Consider the following 17,770-nt stretch of genomic DNA (forward strand, 5'->3'; position numbering starts at 1 on the left):
TTTCTATCAAAACAACTCACTCCCATCCCGGCGGATCGTCCGCCCATTCATCCGGCTTGCTCGCTGAATTCGAGGGCACCGTTTCCGGCCACCGCGACGGCCATGGTTTCGTATTGCGCGATGACGGCGAAGCAGATATTTACCTGCCGCCCAACGAAATGCGTGCAGTGCTGCACAAGGATCGTGTCAAGGCCCGCATCGTGCGGCACGACCGCAAAAACCGGCCCGAAGGCCGCGTCACGGAAATCGTTGAGCGATCCTCGAATCCCATCATCGGCCGCCTGCTGCAGGAAAGCGGCGTCTGGCTGGTGGCACCCGAAGACAAGCGCTATGGTCAGGACGTCCTGATCCCCAAGGGCGCTACCGGCACGGCCAAGGCCGGCCAGGTGGTGGTGGTGCAACTCACCGAGCCGCCGGCGCTGTTTGGCCAGCCTGTGGGCCGCGTCAAGGAAGTACTGGGCGAGATCGACGACCCCGGCATGGAGATCGAGATCGCGGTGCGCAAATACGGCGTGCCGCATGAATTCAGCGACGAAGCGCTGGCCCTGGCCCGCACCCTGCCGGATTCCGTGCGGCCTGCCGACAAAAAGCATCGCGTTGACCTGACGGACGTGCCGCTGGTCACCATCGACGGCGAAGATGCCCGCGACTTTGACGACGCCGTGTATTGCGAGCCCGCCAAAGTGGGCCGCGGCAAGGGCTGGCGTCTGTTGGTGGCGATTGCCGATGTGAGCCACTATGTGGAAACCGGCAGCGCCATCGACATCGACGCCTACGACCGCGCTACCAGCGTGTATTTTCCGCGCCGCGTGATTCCCATGCTGCCGGAAAAATTGTCGAATGGCCTTTGCTCGCTCAACCCGAATGTCGAGCGCCTGTGCATGGTCTGCGACATGCTGGTCAATGCCAAGGGCGAGGTTCACGCCTACCAGTTCTACCCGGCGGTGATGTTCAGCCAGGCGCGTTTTACCTACACCGAAGTCGCCGCCATCCTGGCCAACACACGCGGCCCTGAAGCTGCGCAGCGCAAGGCGTTGGTGCCGCACCTGCTCGACCTGCACGACGTGTACCAGGCACTGCTCAAGGAGCGTGGCGAACGCGGGGCGGTGGATTTTGAAACCACCGAGACCCAGATTGTTTGCGACGAAGCAGGCCGGATTGAAAAAATCGTCCCCCGCACCCGCAACGTGGCGCACCGGCTGATTGAAGAAGCCATGCTGGCGGCCAACGTCTGCTCGGCGGACTTCATCTCGCAAAGCAAGCACGTGGGCCTGTACCGTGTGCACGAAGGCCCAACGCCCGAGAAGAAGGAGATGCTGCGCAACTACCTGAAGGCGGCCGGCATCGGCATGACCATCACCGATGACCCGGCGCCCGGCGAATTCCAGAAGATCGCGCTGGCCACCAAGGACCGGCCGGACGCACAGCAAATCCACTCGATGCTGCTGCGATCCATGCAGCAGGCGATCTATACACCCATGAACAGCGGTCACTTTGGCTTGGCCTATGAGGCTTACACGCACTTCACCAGCCCGATCCGGCGTTATCCGGATCTGCTGGTGCACCGCGTCATCAAGGCGGTGCTGAACAAGGCCAAGTACCAGCTCCCGACCCTGCCCACGCCGGGCGAAGCTGAGGCCAAGTTGTCCAAACGCCTGGCCGCGCGCGTCAAGGAACCAACGCAAAAGCCGAAAAAAGCCAGCGCGGACGAACTCGCCTGGCAGGCCGCCGGCCTTCACTGCAGCGCCAACGAGCGCCGCGCCGACGAAGCCAGCCGCGACGTGGAGGCCTGGCTCAAGTGCAAGTACATGCGCGAGCATCTCGGTGAGGAATTCGGCGGCGTCGTCACCGCGGCCACGGGCTTCGGCATCTTTGTCACGCTGGACGCGATGTACGTCGAAGGCCTGGTGCACATCACCGAGCTGGGCGGCGAATACTTCCGCTTCGACGAAGCCCGCCAGGAACTGCGCGGCGAGCGCACCGGCATCCGTTATGCCATCGGCACGCGGGTGCGGGTGCAGGTCAGCCGGGTGGACCTGGACGGCCGCAAGATCGACTTCCGGCTGGTGAATGAGGGCCAGGACCTTGTTGGCCGTGCGATGAAGGACAAGACGGGCGGCCATGCGGCGGAACTGCCGGCACAGGAACGCGGCGCTTCGCGCCATGCGGCAGAGCCTCGAACCGGCGGCAAGGCGGGCGGCAAGAGCGCTGGTAAACGCTCGGAGTCGCGCTCAGGCGGCCGCGGCGGCGGCGCGGCCAGCCGCAGCACCAGCAGCAGTGAAAGGGCGCCCAAATCGCCCATTCAGGCTCTGAAGGCGGCGGTCAAGAAGGCGGCGGGCAATCCGCCGGGCCGCAAGCAGGGCAAGAAGCCGCGCCGTTAGGCGCCGGGACACCATGAAATTTCCGCACAACACTTTTTCCCTGCCTGCGCTCCGTACGCGCAAGGCACGTTGCCCATGCTGATGCGCGTATTGGCCTTCCTGCTTGAAACGCTGTTTTTCCTGCTGATTGCAGCGGCGTTGCTGCGGGCCTGGATGAACTGGGTCCGGGTCAACATGACGGCCCAGCCCGGCCATTTTGTGATGGCCGTGACCGACTGGCTGGTCAAGCCCTTGCGCCGCGTGCTGCCCAGGCCGGTGATGCAGTCCCGGGTGGACTGGGCCAGCATCCTGGCGGCCGTGTTGCTGGCACTGGCCTATGCGTTGCTGTGGGGCCTGCTGTTTGGACTGCTGCTGGGGGGCACGTTGTGGACTGCCGGGGCTGCCCCTGTAGCCTTGCTCACGCTGCTGTCCTTTGCGCTGAAGATGCTGATCCGCGTGGCGCTGCAAACCCTGTTCATCCTGGTGCTCGGTTTCGCCATCCTGTCGTGGGTGCAGCCTGGTTCACCCGCGTATGGTTTGCTGGGGCGCCTGACCGAGCCCGTGCTGGCACCCCTGCGCCGCGTGATCCCCACGGTGGGCGGCGTGGATTTGTCCGCGCTGGTGCTCATCGTGCTGATCCAAATCGCCCTGATGATCCTGGTGTAAGGCTCTCATCGGCGCGTCTGTCAGTTGCCGCCTTGTGCACGGGCCAGTTCCGAGGCCGTCAGGGCCGGGGCCGTCCATTCGTCGGCCAGACGGCCATGTGCCCATACGGCGCTGCAGGCAGCGTTGAAGGCATCCAGCCCTGCCGCCAGCCGCGCGCCCACCATGCCCGCCAGCACGTCGCCGGTGCCGGCAGTAGCCAGCAGGGCGTTGCCGGTGCTGTTGATGGCGCTGCTGCGGCCCGGCGCCGCGATCACTGTTCCCGAACCCTTGAGTACCACCACACACTGAAACCGGTCGGCAAGCTGCCGGGCCGATGCCAGCCGGTCGGATTGAACCACTGCGGCCGTGGTTCCGGCCAGCCGGGCGGCTTCCAGCGGGTGCGGTGTCAGCACCGTGCGGTAGCCGCGGCCGTGACGTGCAATGAGCTGCGCCTGGAACTGCGTGTCCCCTGCAATGGCATTGAGCGCATCGGCATCCAGCACCAGCCGCCTGGCTGTCGACAGCACCCTGGCCAGCACGGCCCTGACGGCCTCGCCGCCGCCGCAGCCGCACACCACCACCTGCTGTGCGAGGTCCAGCGCCTCGGGCGCGCGGAACATCAGCTCCGGTTGTTGCGGGTCGACTGCGATGGTTGGCTTGCCGAGCAGCGCCACAAATACCCGGCCGGTGCCGGCATGCAGGGCGGCCCGCGCCGCCAGCAGCGCGGCGCCCGCCATATGGCTGTGGGCGGCGGACTCTCCCCCGAGCACGGCCACGTCACCAAAACTGCCTTTGTGGCTGGCATGCGCGTTGGCTGACCGGGGCGGCTGGCCGGCCTGGTCGGCGCCCAGCAACCAGGCGTCGGTCTGGCTTGGGGTTGCCGCCTGCGTCTCGCGGACGCCGAGATCGTCAAACCAGACCTGGCCCGCCCAATCCCGGCCGCCGGCGGTGAACAGCCCCGGCTTCAAGGTTAAAAGGCTTAAGGTAAAAATGGCCGTAGCGTCCGGTGAATGGGCGCAAGCAGCTATCAAATGTGTAGCAGACCCGGTGTCCGCATCCAGGCCGGTCGGAATGTCCACCGCCAGCCGCGGCGCACTGCCGGCTTGCATTCGCGCCAGCCACTCCAGCATCAAGGCCGTGCCTGGGCGCTCAGGGTCCAGCGCGCCGCCTATGCCCAACAGGGCGTCGATGCAGAAATCAAAATCATCGGGCGGTTGCGCCGCCATGGGCACGCCCGCGGCGATGGCGCGCTCGCGCGAGGCATGGGCGTCGCGCGGCAGGCTGGTTTTTCCGGCGGGCAGGCCGGTCCAGGTTACGACCACTGTTTTGCCCCATTGGTGCAGATGCATGGCGGCCTCAAAACCGTCGCCGCCGTTATTGCCTGGCCCGCAGGCGATCCAGATGCGCTGCGCATGCGGCGCCAGGGCCAGCGCCAGGCGCGCCACCGAGAGGCCGGCTCGCTGCATCAGCGTGTGGGGCGGCAGCCCGGCGGCGGCATGCCGTTCAAGTTCACGCGAGGCCGCCACACTGTGAAGTGGCTCGCTGCGGGTACTGGAAATTTTTCGCATGGCTCGATTGTGCGGCCCCGCAAAGCAAAAAGCCCGGCAGGCCGGGCTTTGGGCGTAGACGCAGGGTGGTTTCAGCCCAGGCGGGCAACCCCCAGGCCTTCCATGTCGATGTCGGCGTTTTTGCCGGCCATCAGGTCGGCCAGCACCCGCGCGCTGCCGCAACTGAGGGCCCAGCCGCTGGAGCCATGCCCCAGGTTGAGCCAGAGGCCGGGAATGCCGCTGTCGCCGATGATGGGCGGGCCGTCGGGCAGCATGGGCCGGGCGCCTTTCCATTCCTGCACGCTGGCGCCGGTGTTGGAGAGTTGGGCCGCACCCGGGAACCAGTCGTGTAGCACCTTGTACAGCGTCTGGATGGACGATGCCCGCTTGTTGTCAAGCGTGCCGCCGATTTCGGCGCTGCCCGCCACGCGCACCCGGTTCCCCAGGCGGGAAATCGCGACCTTGTAGCGCTCGTCCATCAGTGCGCTGCGTGGTGCGTTCAGCGGTTCGCGGATCGGGGCGCTGATGGAGTAACCGTAAACCGCAGCCATGGGAATCTTCAGGCCGAGCGGCCTCAGGAGTTCCGCAGACGCCAGGCCGGCGCACATGACCACATGGTCGAAGCCGCGGGGGCTGGCTTCGCCTGCTATCAAAATGCTAGCTGGTTGCGCCCGTTCCAATTGGGCTGCAGCCGTATTGAATTCAAAATTAACGCCGATGCGCTGGGCTTCGTTCTTCAGCAGCAGGGCAAACTGGCGGCAATTGGCCACCTCGTCGTTCGGCAGGTGCACTGCGCCCAGGAAGTCGGTGTCGGGGCTCAGTGCCGGCTCGATCTTGCGCACCTCGTCGGGGCCGATTTCCTTGAATACCACGCCGGCATCGCGCAGCACGGCCAGGCCCGGCTGCACCAGCTTCGCGTCTTTTTCAGAGCGCAGCAGCACCATGTAGCCGGGGCTGCCGTCGTACTCGAGCTCCAGTTCGGCCGTCAGGTGGTGCAGCCTTTCGCGGCTGTAAAAAGCCAGGCGCTGCATGCGCGCGCGGTTGGCCAGATAGGTTTCGAGCTTGCAGGCGCGAAACCATTTCCACATCCAGGCCAGGTCGCGGGCCGACAGTGGCAGGCCGAGCTTGACCGGCGCGTGGCGGCTGAAAAGATGGCTGATGACCTTGCCCGGCATGCCGGGGGCAGCCCAGGGCGTGACGTAGCCGGGCGCTACCAGGCCGGCGTTGGCAAAGCTGGTTTCCTCGGCCGCCGCGCCGCGCCGTTCGAAGACGGTGACCTCGTGGCCGTCCAGGGCCAGCTCGTAAGCAGTGGTGATGCCGATGATGCCGGCGCCAATGACGGCAACCCTCATGCGAGGCTCCCGCAGTCATGTGGGGCAGGCAAGGGGTGCGGGGAGGGAGCGATTTTTTTGTACATTTTTATAAGAAAAAGGCTTTGAAGCCAATAGGAATGGGCGCAAGCAGCTATTGTTTTTATAGCGAATTCGCCAGGGCGGCTTCCACCTGCAGGGCCAGGTCCAGCACCGCGTCGTCATGCAGCGCCGCATGCCAGAGCATCAGGCCCACGGGCAACTGGCCGGGCGTGTGGCAGGGCAGGGAAATGGCGCAGCCGTCGAGCATGTTCACCACGGAGGTGTTGCGCAGCAGCAGGCCGTTGACCCGGAAAAATTCGGCATCGTCATCCAGCACACCGGCGATCGGCGGCGCGACGATGGGGACGGTGGGCGAGAGCATGGCGTCAAAGCCTTGCAGGCGTGTTTCCATGCGGGCCACCCAGGCCTTGCGGGCGGCCAGCAGGTCGATGTAGTCGGCCGCACTCATGCCGGCGCCACGCAGGATGCGCAAGGCCACGCGCGGGTCGTATTCGGCCTGGTGTCTGGTGATCAGCGTTCGGTGCCAGGCATAACTTTCCGCCGCCGAGAGGCCGCCGGTGGCATTGATGGCGGCCAGCTCGCCGATCTCTTCCAGGTCGATTTCTTCAATATGCGCGCCCGCCTGGCGAAGGATTCGCAGGCTGCGCCCAAACGCCTCGGCGACGGTGTTGTCCAGGTGGTCCTGCATCACGGTGCGGGCAACGGCCAGGCGACAGGAGGCGAGCGGTTTGCCGGCCAGTTGGACCTTGCGTGCCGCCAGGACCTCATGCACGGTGACTGCGTCGCGCACCGAGCGGGTCAGGGCGCACACGGTGTCCAGGCTGATAGACAAGGGTAGGGCGCCTTGCGTGGGCACCAGGCGCGCGGTGCTTTTGAAGCCGACGATGCCGCAAAGCGCCGCCGGGATACGGATCGATCCGCCGGTGTCGGAGCCGAGCCCGACCAGGGCCGCACCCGTGGCCACCGAGACTGCCGCACCGGAGGACGAGCCCCCGGGAATACGCGCCACCTTCGGGTCGGCCGGGTTGACGGGTGTGCCGTAGTGCGGGTTGATGCCGACGCCGGAGAAGGCGAACTCGACCATGTTGGTGCGCCCCATGAACATGGCGCCGGCTGCGCGCAGGCGTGCCACGGCGGGGCAGTCTTCTGCGGCAGGCGCGGCGCCTGCCAGCACGGTGGATCCGGCTGTGGTGGTCTGGCCGGCCACGTCGAACAGGTCCTTCATCGACACCGGAATGCCGGCAAGCGGAAGGCCTGCAGCGTCCGAAACGGGGTTTTCCGCCATTCCGGCGTGGTTCTGCGGGCTCCCTGGCATGAAAACATGGCGGCAGGCGTCACTTTGGGCCGTGGCCAGGGCCTGTTCGATAACCTGCCGGGGAGCGGTCTGGCCGATCGTCATGGCCTGGCGAGTGGCATGGAGGTCGCCTGAGGAGGGCATCTGGCTCATGGGTCAGGAGGGTGTTATACTCGACAGGCTTTGCAAATGACGATTTTGTTGTTTGCAAGGCAAATCGCAAATCAGCCACTCAAGGTGTTGCCCCGGAAATCTCGAAAGAGGCTAACGGGACGATAAGCGCTGATTTTAGACACAACCTTTTGGAGTATTCCTATGTCGACCACTATGCGCGAAATGCTGGAAGCAGGCGTTCATTTCGGACACCAAACCCGCTTCTGGGACCCCAAGATGGCCCCGTACATCTTCGGCCATCGCAACCGTATTCACATCATCAACCTGGAAAAATCGCTTCCGATGTACCAGGAAGCGATGAAGTTCGCGAAGCAGCTGTCTGCCAACCGCGGCACCATCCTGATGGTAGGCACCAAGCGCCAGGCTCGCGACATCGTCGCCACCGAAGCCAAGCGCGCCGGTGTTCCCTATGTTGACCAGCGCTGGCTGGGCGGCATGCTGACCAACTTCAAGACGGTCAAGACTTCCATCAAGCGCCTGAAAGAAATGAAGGCCCAGCAGGAAGCCGGCCTTGATTCCATCAGCAAAAAAGAACAGCTCACCTTCAAGCGCGAAATCGAAAAGCTTGAAAAAGACATCGGCGGCATTCAGGATATGAACGCCCTGCCGGACGCCATTTTCGTGATCGACGTGGGCTTCCACAAAATCGCGATCCTGGAAGCCAAGAAACTCGGCATTCCCCTGATCGGCGTGGTTGACTCCAACCACTCGCCTATCGGCATCGACTACGTGATCCCCGGCAATGACGACTCCTCCAAGGCTGTCGCCCTGTACGCCCGCGGTATCGCCGACGCGATCATCGAAGGCCGCGCCAATGCCGTGAACGACGTCGTCAAGGCGGTTTCGGCTGAGAGCTCGGATGAGTTCGTGGAAGTGGAAAACGCAGCCGCCTGATAGTTTTCGGCTCTGCGCCAGACGCGAAAAAGGGGCTCGCGTAGCCCCTTTTTCACAACTTAACGAAAAGCTGGGTGCGAATTGATCGCTTCCAGCGTGTCAAAAACGACAAAACGGAGAATCAAAGATGGCAATTACTGCAAGCATGGTCGCTGAACTGCGCGCCAAGACCGACGCCCCCATGATGGAGTGCAAGAAAGCACTGACCGAAGCTGAAGGCAACTTCGAAAAAGCCGAAGAAATCCTGCGCGTCAAGCTCGGCAGCAAGGCCGGCAAGGCCGCTTCCCGCGTCACCGCCGAAGGCGTTGTGGCTGCGCACCGCGAAGGCGATGTGGGCGCGCTGGTGGAAATCAACTGCGAAACCGACTTCGTGACCAAGAACGACAGCTTCCTGGCCTTCACCAAGGCAGTGGTCGAAGGGATTGTCAAGAACAACCCGGCCGATGTGGAAGCTGTTGGCGCCATGCCTTTGTCGCTCGACGGCTTCGGTCCGACGGTGGAAGACGTGCGCAAGGGCCTGATCGGCAAGATCGGCGAAAACATGAGCGTGCGCCGCTTCAAGCGTTTCTCGGGCAGCAAGCTGGCCTCTTACCTGCACGGCACGCGCATCGGTGTGGTCGTGGAGTTTGAAGGCGACGAAGCCGCCGCCAAGGATGTCGCCATGCATGTGGCGGCGATGAAGCCCGTGTCCCTGTCCAGCGCTGAAGTTCCCGCTGAACTGGTCGCCAAGGAGCGCTCGGTTGCTGCAGCCAAAGCCGCTGAAGATGCCGCCAAGGCACAAGCCGAAGGCAAGGCCGTTCAGTCTGCTGAAATTGTTGCAAAGCGTATCGAAGGTGGCGTGCAGAAGTACCTGAAGGAAGTCAGCCTGTACAACCAGACTTTCGTCAAGAACGACAAGCAGACCGTTGAGCAGATGCTCAAGGAAAAAGCGACGACGATCAAGTCTTTCACGCTGTATGTCGTGGGTGAAGGCATTGAGAAAAAGGTGGACGATTTCGCTGCCGAAGTCGCCGCCCAGGTCGCCGCAGCCAAGGCTGCTTGAGCATTTCAGTCCAGCCGGAAGGCCGCTAAACTTCAGACAACCCAACAAAGAAAGCTCTCACATGCCAGCCTACAAGCGAATCTTGTTAAAACTGTCAGGTGAGGCCTTGATGGGGGATGATGCCTTTGGCATCAACCGTGCGACCATCGTGCGCATGGTGGAAGAGATTGCCGAAGTCACCCGCATGGGTGTCGAAGTGGCGGTCGTGATCGGCGGCGGCAATATCTTCCGCGGTGTGGCCGGCGGTTCCGTCGGTATGGACCGCGCCACCGCCGACTACATGGGCATGCTGGCCACCGTGATGAACGCGCTGGCTTTGGGCGACACCATGGACAAGGCCGGGTTGATTGCCCGTGTGATGTCGGCCATCGGCATTGAGCGCGTGGTCGAGCCTTATGTTCGCCCCAAAGCCCTGCAGTATCTTGAAGAGGGCAAGGTCGTCATCTTCGCGGCCGGCACCGGCAATCCGTTTTTCACCACCGACACGGCGGCCGCATTGCGCGGTGCGGAAATTGGCGCCGAGATCGTGCTGAAGGCCACCAAGGTCGACGGTGTGTACACTGCGGACCCCAAGAAAGACCCGAAAGCCACGCGCTACACCAACATCACGTTTGATGAAGCCATGGGCAAGAACCTGGAAGTCATGGATGCCACTGCCTTTGCGTTGTGTCGCGACCAGAAACTCCCCATCAAGGTGTTCAGTATTTTCAAGCACGGTGCGCTCAAGCGCGTTGTGCAGGGTGAGGACGAGGGAACCCTGGTTCACGTCTGAGCCTCCTGTCCCAGCTTGTTCTTTTTCGCTATAAAAATCCGGAGATTCGACCATGAGCATTGTTGAAGTCAAGCAGCAGGCAGAGCAAAAGATGCAGCAGTCCATTGATTCGTTCAAAAATGGCCTGACCAAGATCCGCACGGGCCGCGCCAACCCCGGTTTGCTCGATACCGTGCATGTTGACTATTACGGCTCCATGGTGCCGATCAGCCAGGTGGCCAATGTGTCGTTGCTCGACGCCCGCACCATCAGCGTCTCGCCTTGGGAAAAAGGCATGGGCGCCAAGATCGAAAAGGCCATCCGTGATTCAGACCTGGGACTCAATCCGGCCGCGCAGGGCGACCTGATCCGCGTGCCCATGCCGGCAATGACCGAAGAGCGCCGTCGCGAACTCACCAAGGTCGTGCGCACCGAAGGGGAGCACGCCAAAGTGGCTATTCGCAACCTGCGCCGTGATGCCAATGACGGTGTCAAGAAACTCGTCAAGGACAAGCTCGCTTCCGAGGACGATGAGCGCCGTTCTCAGGACGATATCCAGAAGTTCACGGACCGTTTCATTGCCGAAGTCGACAAACTGGTCGCAGGCAAGGAACAAGACATCATGGCGGTTTGACGCCTCGTCGTCTGGCCTGATTCACCATGGCCACCACCCATCCCATAGTCCCGCACCACGTTGCCATCGTCATGGACGGCAATGGCCGGTGGGCGACCAAACGGTTTTTACCCCGCATTGCGGGCCACAAGCAGGGCGTCGATTCGCTCAGCCGCTGCGTTCGCGCCTGCCTGGATCGGGGCATCAGGGTCCTCACGGTTTTTGCTTTTTCTTCCGAAAACTGGAACCGTCCGGCTGAGGAAGTGTCCGGGCTGATGGAGTTGCTTGCCTATTCTCTTTCCAAGGAAGTCCCCAGCCTGAATGCCAACGGCGTGCAACTGCGTTTTGTCGGAGACCGCCAGCGGCTTTCCGAGAAAGTCCAGGCAGGGTTGGCGCAAGCTGAGCTCGACACCTCGACCAACCTGCGGCTGGTTTTTAATGTGTGCTTCAACTACGGTGGCCGCTGGGATATTGCCCAGGCTGCGAACAGGTTGGCCAGCCGCGGTGAAGCCATCACGGAACTGTCAATGGACCGGGAGATGGCGCTGGCGCACGTGCCGGACCCGGATCTGCTGATTCGCACAGGCGGTGAGTTGCGGATCAGTAATTTTTTGCTGTGGCAGGCAGCTTATTCAGAGCTGCATTTCTCCGACAAGTTGTGGCCTGAATTTGACGAGACGGCGCTGGACGAGGCGATAGCCGTCTTTCGGACTCGCGAACGACGCTTTGGCAAGACCTCCGCCCAGGTCAGCGGCTGCAGCACCAATGAAAATACAAAGGCGGCCTGATGCTTAAACAGCGCGTGATCACAGCGATTGCCCTTCTGGCTATTTTGCTGCCAGCCCTTTTCTACAAGACGCCAGAGCCCTTTTGTGCCGTCGCGCTGCTGCTGATTGCTGCGGGTGCCTGGGAGTGGGGCCGGCTGAATGCGCTCGGGCAGGGAGCCTCTGTGGGGCTCGCCGCCGTTTGTGTCGGGCTGTGCGCGCTCGCGTGGTACTTTGGCCTGCTCGTAAAGCCGCTGCCGCTTCTTTGGGCTGCAGCAGGTGCTGCCTGGGTGCTTGCCGGTGGCTGGTTGCTGCGCAATGGCGTGGCGGGCTGGCCGCGCATACCCAAAGTAATTCGCCTCCCAGGGGGGCTGGCTGCGTTGTTGGTCGCCTGGCTGGCTGTGGCACAGGCCCGTGTGGCGGGCATTGACTTTTTGCTGTCCGTTCTGCTGCTGGTCTGGGTGGCCGATATCTTTGCCTACTTTGCGGGTCGCGCCCTGGGAGGCCGGTTCAGCAAGGGCAAGCTGGCTCCTTCGATCAGCCCTGGTAAAAGCTGGGAGGGCGTGTGGGGCGGCATGGCCGGTGTGGTAGCGCTGTCGCTGGCCTTGGTCTGGCTGGGCCGTGCGGGCATTGGCGGTGGCTTCTGGGCTGACGCCACGCTTTACAGCCGCCTGGCTGATCATCACGGCATGGCCGTCATGCTGCTCGCGGTTATTTTCCTGGCCGCCATGAGTGTGGTGGGCGATCTGGTCGAGTCTCTTATCAAACGCAGTGCCGGGGTGAAAGACTCCAGCGGCCTGTTGCCGGGCCACGGCGGCGTGCTCGACCGGGTCGACGCGCTATTGCCCACGCTGCCCCTGGCGATGATGCTGGTTACCCTTTAGGCTTTGCTCCCGTATGTCCTTTGAAAAGCAGCGTGTGACGGTTTTGGGCTCCACGGGGTCCATTGGTGTCAACACGCTTGATGTCATCGCCCGCCACCCTGAGCGCTTTGAGGTGTTTGCGCTCAGCGCCGCAACCCAAACGGACTTGATGCTGGCGCAGTGCGCCCAGTTCAAACCCCAATACGCGGTGATGGCCAGTGAGCCGCATGCCTGTTTGCTGGCGGAGAAGATCAAGGCAAATCAGCTTCCGGTGCAGGTTCTATGGGCGCAAGACGCTCTCGAAATGATAGCGTCACACGAGTTGGTGGATACCGTGATGGCCGCTATTGTGGGCGCTGCCGGGTTGGGCCCGTGCATGGCGGCCGCAAAGGCGGGCAAGCGCCTGCTGCTCGCCAACAAGGAGGCCCTTGTCGTCGGCGGCGAAGTGTTTATGCGGGCGGTTCGTGAAGGAGGTGCCCGGTTGCTGCCTATTGACAGTGAGCATTCGGCCATTTTCCAGTCATTGCCCGAAGACCCGGCGGTGTGGCCCCGGCGCATCGAAAAAATCATGCTGACCTCGTCGGGCGGTCCTTTTCGCGCCCGTGATCCGGCAACTTTGCGCGACGTAACGCCCGAGCAGGCCTGCGCGCACCCCAATTTTTCCATGGGCCGCAAGATTTCGGTGGATTCGGCCACGATGATGAACAAGGCTTTGGAGGTGATAGAGGCCAAGTACCTGTTTGGTGTCGTGCCGGAGCAGATCGAGGTGGTGATCCATCCGCAGCAAATCATCCATTCGATGGTGCAGTTCCATGACGCATCGGTGATGGCCCAGCTGGGTACGCCCGATATGCGGGTGCCGATTGCCTATGGCCTGTCCTGGCCGGAGCGGATTGAAAGCGGCACGGCGCGCCTGGACTTCGCCCGCATGGCCGCCATGACATTCGAGGTCCCGGACTTTCAGCGCTTTCCCTGCCTGCCTTTGGCCTGGGAGAGTTTGCGTGCGTCGCCGGGCACTTGCGTGGTGCTGAACGCAGCCAATGAGATTGCTGTGGCGGCGTTTTTGGACCGGCGCATCCGCTTCGACCATATTCATCATGTAAACCATGCAACTTTGGAGGCTGCGGCAGTCTCTCAGGTGGACGATATAGAAGGCTTGCTGGCGCTGGATGAGCAAGCCCGCCGCGTTGCCACTCAAATCACCCAACGCCTGGAGTCCTGAGATGCTGACACTGGTTTCTTTCGTTGTGACTCTCGGTATCCTGATTGCCGTGCACGAATACGGTCATTACCGCGTCGCAGTGGCGTGTGGCATCAAGGTCCTGAAATTTTCCATCGGATTCGGCAAACCTATTTACACCTGGAAGCTCAAAAACAAGTCGACAGAGTTTTCCATCGGCATGCTGCCCCTGGGCGGCTACGTCAAGATGCTGGATGAGCGCGAAGCCCCGGTGGATCCATCCGAGCGCCATCTGGCTTTTAATACCCAGCCGCTGAAATCGCGGGTTGCTGTGGTGGCCGCCGGCCCGGCCGCCAATTTGCTGCTGGCCATAGTGCTGTATGCCGTGGTCAACTGGAGTGGCTTGCAGGAGCCCAAAGCCATTTTGGCCAGCCCGGTGGCAGGATCGCTTGCCGAAAAGGCTGGCCTGGCTGGCGGGGAAACGGTTCAGCAGGCGGCTTTTGAAGGTGGCGACCTAGAGGTCGTTCATTCTTTTGAAGACTTGCGCTGGAGGCTCACTCAAGGTGCACTGGATGGTCGCGACCTCACCTTGGTGCTTGGCAGCGATGGCGCAGCGTCAGGGCAGACTGTGCGGTTGCCGCTCAGTACGCTGGGTGCACCCGAAGCAGATGCCGATCTGTTCAGGAAAATTGGCATTCTCGGCCCCTGGACCCGTCCGGTGATTGGTACTGTCATGCCGGGGGGTGCCGCAGAAAAATCCGGCCTGCGTGCCGATGATCTCGTGCTTCGCATTGGCGAGACAGCGATTGTGGATGGGCAACAGCTGCGCGAGGTGATACGTACCTCTGCCCGCTCGACCGGCACGGGTGCTGCCGTTGTCCCGCAGACATGGCAAATCAGCCGTGCCGGCGCATCCCTGGCGCTGCAAGTGACGCCTGAGATCAAGGCAGTGAACGGGGTGATGGTGCCCCGGATTGAGGCCTATGTGGGAGCCCCTCCCGAGTTTGTCACGGTGCGCTACGGCCCTGTCGATGGTTTGTGGCAAGGTGCCGTCCGTACCTGGCAGGTTTCGCTGCTCACACTGAAGATGATGGGGAAAATGGTCATAGGCGAGGCGTCGCTTAAAAACCTGAGTGGCCCGCTCACGATTGCGGATTACGCGGGGAAGTCGGCCAGCCTTGGGTGGAGCAGTTATCTGCTGTTTTTGGCCCTTATCAGTGTGAGCCTTGGCGTCCTGAATTTACTGCCCCTGCCGGTTCTGGATGGGGGGCACCTGATGTATTATCTTTGGGAGGGGATCACCGGCCGGGGCGTGTCTGACGCCTGGATGGACCGGTTGCAGCGCGGTGGCGTTGCTATCCTGCTGGGCATGATGTGCGTTGCCCTGTTTAACGATGTCACCCGGCTTTTGGGCTAATTCCTTACATTTCATGCAAAAACAAATAAATCGCTTCAAAGTTCGTGCAGTTTGCGCTATCGCCGCCGGTCTTTTTGCAGCCAGTTCGGCTTGGGCCGTTGACCCTTTCACGGTGCGTGATATCCGGGTTGAAGGCTTGCAGCGCGTTGAGCCCGGAACCATTTTTGCCTCCTTGCCCTTTCGGGTCGGTGAAACCTATAACGACGACAAGGGTTCCACCGCCATTCGTGCGCTGTTTGGACTGGGTCTGTTCAAGGACGTGCGGCTTGAAGTTAGTGGCGACGTATTGGTGGTGATCGTTGAAGAGCGTCCCACTGTCGCTGACGTGGACTTTGTGGGTGCCAAGGAGTTCGACAAGGACGCGCTCAAGAAGGCACTCCGCGAGGCCGGTGTTGCGGACGGCCAGCCGTTCGACAAGGCGCTTGCCGACAAGGCGGAGCAGGAGCTCAAGCGCCAGTACATCAACAAGAGCCTTTACGGCGTTGAAATCGTCACCACCGTCACGCCGATCGAACGCAATCGGGTCAACCTGACTTTCAGTGTGACCGAAGGCGATGTCGCGAAGATCAAGGAAATCCACATTACAGGCAACAAGGCCTTCAGCGAGTCAACACTCCTGAGCCTCTTTGACCTTGATACAGGTGGCTGGCTCAGCTGGTACACGAAGTCGGATCGCTATTCGCGCACCAAGCTCAACGCCGACATTGAAACGCTGCGCTCCTACTACCTTTCCCGGGGTTACCTCGAGTTCAAGATCGACTCTACCCAGGTTGCGATTTCCCCGGACAAGCAAAGCATTGCCATCACCGTCAACGTGACAGAGGGCGAGCGTTTTGTGGTTTCGGGCGTCAAGCTTGAAGGCAACTACCTGAACAAGGAAGAAGAGTTCAAGACCCTGGTGAAAATCACGCCTGGTGAGGCCTACAACGCGGACGAGGTCGCTGAAACGACCAAGGCGTTCAGCGACTATTTCGGCACTTTTGGCTACGCTTTTGCCCGCGTTGAAGCGGTGCCGGAAATCGACCGTGTCAATAACCGCGTGGCATTTGTGCTTCAGGCAGAACCATCCCGCCGTGCTTATGTGCGGCGCATCAACGTGGCCGGAAACAATCGCACGCGCGATGAAGTCGTGCGTCGCGAGTTCCGCCAGTTTGAGTCGTCCTGGTACGACGGCGACAAAATCCGGCTTTCCCGCGACCGTGTCGACCGCCTGGGCTTCTTTACAGATGTGAATGTAGAAACGCAGGAAGTGACCGGCACAAACGACCAGGTCGACATCACGGTGAACGTGGTTGAAAAACCAACCGGTAATTTGCAGCTTGGTGCGGGCTATTCCAGTGCGGACAGCCTCTCGCTGGTATTCGGTATCAAGCAGGAAAACGTTTTTGGCTCCGGCAATTACCTGGGCGTTGAAGTCAACACCAGCAAGTCAAACCGCCAGATTGTGCTCAGCACCATTGACCCATATTTCACGGCCGATGGTATTTCGCGCACCATTGATGTCTATGACCGCACCTCGAAGCCTACCTCGGGCCAAGGGGGTGACTACAGCCTGAAAACGCGGGGCGCAAGCATTCGTTTCGGTGTTCCGTTTACCGAGAATGACACGGTCTATTTTGGTACTGGTTACGAGCAATTGAAGATCGTGCCGGGCACCAATCTGCCAGTGAGCTACCTGAACTATGCGAACCAGTTCGGCTATACAAGCAACTCGATTCCACTGACCGTGGGCTGGTCGCGCGACAGCCGCGACAGTGCGCTGGTTCCTACCTCGGGCCTGTACCAGCGCGTATATGGTGATTGGGGCGTCGCTGGCGACATCAAATTCGTGCGAGCGAATTACCAGGCCCAGAAATACATTCCCCTCAACAAGCAGTTCACGATTGCGCTTAACGGCGAGTTTGGCTGGGGTAAAGGCCTGAGTGGCCAGCCTTATCCGCTCTTCAAGAACTACTATTCGGGCGGCCTGGGTTCCGTGCGTGGATTTGAGCAAGGCTCACTGGGCCCGCGCGATGCGTCTGATCTTGCCATCGGTGGACCGAAGAAGCTCACCCTCAACGCCGAGCTCATTGCGCCGTTTCCTGGTGCGGGCAATGACCGTACCTTGCGCCTCTATGGGTTTGTAGACGCGGGCAATGTTTTTGGTGAAAATGAGCGCTTTCGGGTAAATGATCTGCGGGCTTCCACAGGTATCGGTATCAGCTGGATTTCCCCAGTGGGTCCCTTGCGCATCGCCATTGCGACGCCGCTGCGCAAACTGCCAGGCGATAGAATAGAGCGGTTGCAATTCCAAATTGGTACATCTTTCTAATGAAGCATTTTTCAATCAAAATTTTCCTGGGCGTTGCCATTGCATTGGCGGGTTTCTCCGCAAGTGCGCAGGAGTTCAAGGTCGGGATTGTCAACCTGGACCGGATTTTCCGGGAAGCCAATTCCGCGAAAGCCGCTCAAACCAAACTCGAGCAGGAATTCAGCAAGCGTGAAAAAGAGCTGAACGATCTGGCGACGCAGCTGAAAACCCTCTCCGACAAGTTTGAGCGTGAAGCACCAACACTTGCCGAGAGCCAGCGCGTTTCACGGCAAAAGCAGCTTGTTGACCAGGATCGGGACTTCCAGCGCAAGCGCCGTGAGTTCCAGGAAGACCTGAACACCCGCAAAAATGAAGAACTCCAGCAAGTCATCGAACGCGCGAACAAGGTTGTGAAGACACTGGCTGAGACGGAAAAGTACGACCTGATTCTCCAGGAATCGGTCTATGTCAATCCCAAGCATGACATCACCGACAAGGTGATCAAGGCGTTGAACGCTGCCCGTTGATTGCGGGGTGTTCACCACGATCACCATCGTGAAAAT

General features: G+C 61.4%; 15 protein-coding genes. 12 read left to right on the forward strand and 3 right to left on the reverse strand.

Annotated elements, in window-relative coordinates; genetic code table 11:
- The first annotated feature begins 56 nt into the window (after positions 1–56).
- The gene (gene rnr / locus AC1DYQ_RS03555; protein WP_477685592.1) at positions 57–2,381 is read left to right on the forward strand and encodes a ribonuclease R; all 2,325 of its coding nucleotides are present in this window, start codon (positions 57–59) and stop codon (positions 2,379–2,381) included.
- 75 nt (positions 2,382–2,456) lie between these two features.
- Positions 2,457–3,026: a YggT family protein gene (locus AC1DYQ_RS03560; protein ID WP_477685593.1), complete on the forward strand. Its 570-nt coding sequence runs from the start codon at positions 2,457–2,459 to the stop codon at positions 3,024–3,026.
- 20 nt (positions 3,027–3,046) lie between these two features.
- Here AC1DYQ_RS03560 and AC1DYQ_RS03565 read toward each other — a convergent pair whose 3' ends face one another.
- From AC1DYQ_RS03565 to AC1DYQ_RS03575, 3 genes are all read right to left on the reverse strand, one after another.
- Positions 3,047–4,573 (reverse strand): NAD(P)H-hydrate dehydratase, encoded by a 1,527-nt coding sequence (locus AC1DYQ_RS03565; protein ID WP_477685594.1) that lies wholly within the window; start codon positions 4,571–4,573, stop codon positions 3,047–3,049.
- 71 nt (positions 4,574–4,644) lie between these two features.
- Positions 4,645–5,904, reverse strand: coding sequence for a D-amino acid dehydrogenase (locus tag AC1DYQ_RS03570; RefSeq protein ID WP_477685595.1), 1,260 nt, complete (start codon positions 5,902–5,904; stop codon positions 4,645–4,647).
- 121 nt (positions 5,905–6,025) lie between these two features.
- Complete coding sequence (locus AC1DYQ_RS03575) at positions 6,026–7,372, reverse strand: amidase (protein WP_477685596.1); 1,347 nt, start codon at positions 7,370–7,372, stop codon at positions 6,026–6,028.
- Between the two features lie 162 nt (positions 7,373–7,534).
- On the opposite strand from AC1DYQ_RS03575, the gene rpsB reads away from it, so the two are divergent.
- The 10 genes from rpsB (at position 7,535) to AC1DYQ_RS03625 (ending at position 17,734) form a co-directional block, all read left to right on the forward strand.
- On the forward strand, positions 7,535–8,287 hold the full coding sequence (rpsB, locus tag AC1DYQ_RS03580) for a 30S ribosomal protein S2 (RefSeq protein ID WP_457280556.1): 753 nt from the start codon (positions 7,535–7,537) through the stop codon (positions 8,285–8,287).
- A gap of 127 nt (positions 8,288–8,414) precedes the next feature.
- Positions 8,415–9,329: a translation elongation factor Ts gene (tsf, locus tag AC1DYQ_RS03585; RefSeq protein ID WP_457280557.1), complete on the forward strand. Its 915-nt coding sequence runs from the start codon at positions 8,415–8,417 to the stop codon at positions 9,327–9,329.
- A 61-nt stretch (positions 9,330–9,390) separates the two neighbouring features.
- Positions 9,391–10,101: a UMP kinase gene (gene pyrH, locus AC1DYQ_RS03590; RefSeq protein ID WP_036838012.1), complete on the forward strand. Its 711-nt coding sequence runs from the start codon at positions 9,391–9,393 to the stop codon at positions 10,099–10,101.
- Positions 10,102–10,153: 52 nt separating this feature from the next.
- Positions 10,154–10,714 carry a ribosome recycling factor gene (frr, locus tag AC1DYQ_RS03595; RefSeq protein ID WP_477685597.1) on the forward strand — a complete coding sequence of 187 codons (561 nt, stop codon included), beginning with the start codon at positions 10,154–10,156 and terminating at the stop codon, positions 10,712–10,714.
- Between the two features lie 26 nt (positions 10,715–10,740).
- Entirely contained in the window at positions 10,741–11,481 is a 741-nt protein-coding gene (uppS, locus tag AC1DYQ_RS03600; protein WP_477685598.1) for a polyprenyl diphosphate synthase, read from the forward strand.
- Complete coding sequence (locus AC1DYQ_RS03605) at positions 11,481–12,341, forward strand: phosphatidate cytidylyltransferase (protein WP_477685599.1); 861 nt, start codon at positions 11,481–11,483, stop codon at positions 12,339–12,341. Before uppS ends, AC1DYQ_RS03605 begins: the two co-directional genes overlap by 1 nt.
- A gap of 13 nt (positions 12,342–12,354) precedes the next feature.
- Positions 12,355–13,542: a 1-deoxy-D-xylulose-5-phosphate reductoisomerase gene (ispC, locus tag AC1DYQ_RS03610; protein ID WP_477685600.1), complete on the forward strand. Its 1,188-nt coding sequence runs from the start codon at positions 12,355–12,357 to the stop codon at positions 13,540–13,542.
- A 1-nt stretch (position 13,543) separates the two neighbouring features.
- Complete coding sequence (gene rseP / locus AC1DYQ_RS03615) at positions 13,544–14,917, forward strand: RIP metalloprotease RseP (protein WP_477685601.1); 1,374 nt, start codon at positions 13,544–13,546, stop codon at positions 14,915–14,917.
- Between the two features lie 13 nt (positions 14,918–14,930).
- On the forward strand, positions 14,931–17,228 hold the full coding sequence (gene bamA, locus AC1DYQ_RS03620) for an outer membrane protein assembly factor BamA (protein WP_477685602.1): 2,298 nt from the start codon (positions 14,931–14,933) through the stop codon (positions 17,226–17,228).
- A complete protein-coding gene (locus AC1DYQ_RS03625; RefSeq protein ID WP_477669255.1) occupies positions 17,228–17,734 on the forward strand; it encodes an OmpH/Skp family outer membrane protein in 507 nt (168 codons plus the stop codon). Before bamA ends, AC1DYQ_RS03625 begins: the two co-directional genes overlap by 1 nt.
- The last annotated feature ends 36 nt before the right edge of the window (positions 17,735–17,770 follow it).

It is taken from the genome of Polaromonas sp. P1_F4, from assembly GCF_056405675.1.

Excerpts from the sequence above, each read along its gene's own strand:
- bamA (WP_477685602.1), top strand. The coding sequence starts at position 14,931 with ATGCAAAAACAAATAAATCGCTTCAAAGTTCGTGCAGTTTGCGCTATC.
- tsf (WP_457280557.1), top strand. The coding sequence starts at position 8,415 with ATGGCAATTACTGCAAGCATGGTCGCTGAACTGCGCGCCAAGACCGAC.
- ispC (WP_477685600.1), top strand. The coding sequence starts at position 12,355 with ATGTCCTTTGAAAAGCAGCGTGTGACGGTTTTGGGCTCCACGGGGTCC.
- frr (WP_477685597.1), top strand. The coding sequence starts at position 10,154 with ATGAGCATTGTTGAAGTCAAGCAGCAGGCAGAGCAAAAGATGCAGCAG.
- AC1DYQ_RS03605 (WP_477685599.1), top strand. The coding sequence starts at position 11,481 with ATGCTTAAACAGCGCGTGATCACAGCGATTGCCCTTCTGGCTATTTTG.
- pyrH (WP_036838012.1), top strand. The coding sequence starts at position 9,391 with ATGCCAGCCTACAAGCGAATCTTGTTAAAACTGTCAGGTGAGGCCTTG.
- rpsB (WP_457280556.1), top strand. The coding sequence starts at position 7,535 with ATGTCGACCACTATGCGCGAAATGCTGGAAGCAGGCGTTCATTTCGGA.
- AC1DYQ_RS03570 (WP_477685595.1), bottom strand. The coding sequence starts at position 5,904 with ATGAGGGTTGCCGTCATTGGCGCCGGCATCATCGGCATCACCACTGCT.
- AC1DYQ_RS03560 (WP_477685593.1), top strand. The coding sequence starts at position 2,457 with ATGCTGATGCGCGTATTGGCCTTCCTGCTTGAAACGCTGTTTTTCCTG.
- AC1DYQ_RS03575 (WP_477685596.1), bottom strand. The coding sequence starts at position 7,372 with ATGAGCCAGATGCCCTCCTCAGGCGACCTCCATGCCACTCGCCAGGCC.
- AC1DYQ_RS03625 (WP_477669255.1), top strand. The coding sequence starts at position 17,228 with ATGAAGCATTTTTCAATCAAAATTTTCCTGGGCGTTGCCATTGCATTG.
- rseP (WP_477685601.1), top strand. The coding sequence starts at position 13,544 with ATGCTGACACTGGTTTCTTTCGTTGTGACTCTCGGTATCCTGATTGCC.
- uppS (WP_477685598.1), top strand. The coding sequence starts at position 10,741 with ATGGCCACCACCCATCCCATAGTCCCGCACCACGTTGCCATCGTCATG.
- AC1DYQ_RS03565 (WP_477685594.1), bottom strand. The coding sequence starts at position 4,573 with ATGCGAAAAATTTCCAGTACCCGCAGCGAGCCACTTCACAGTGTGGCG.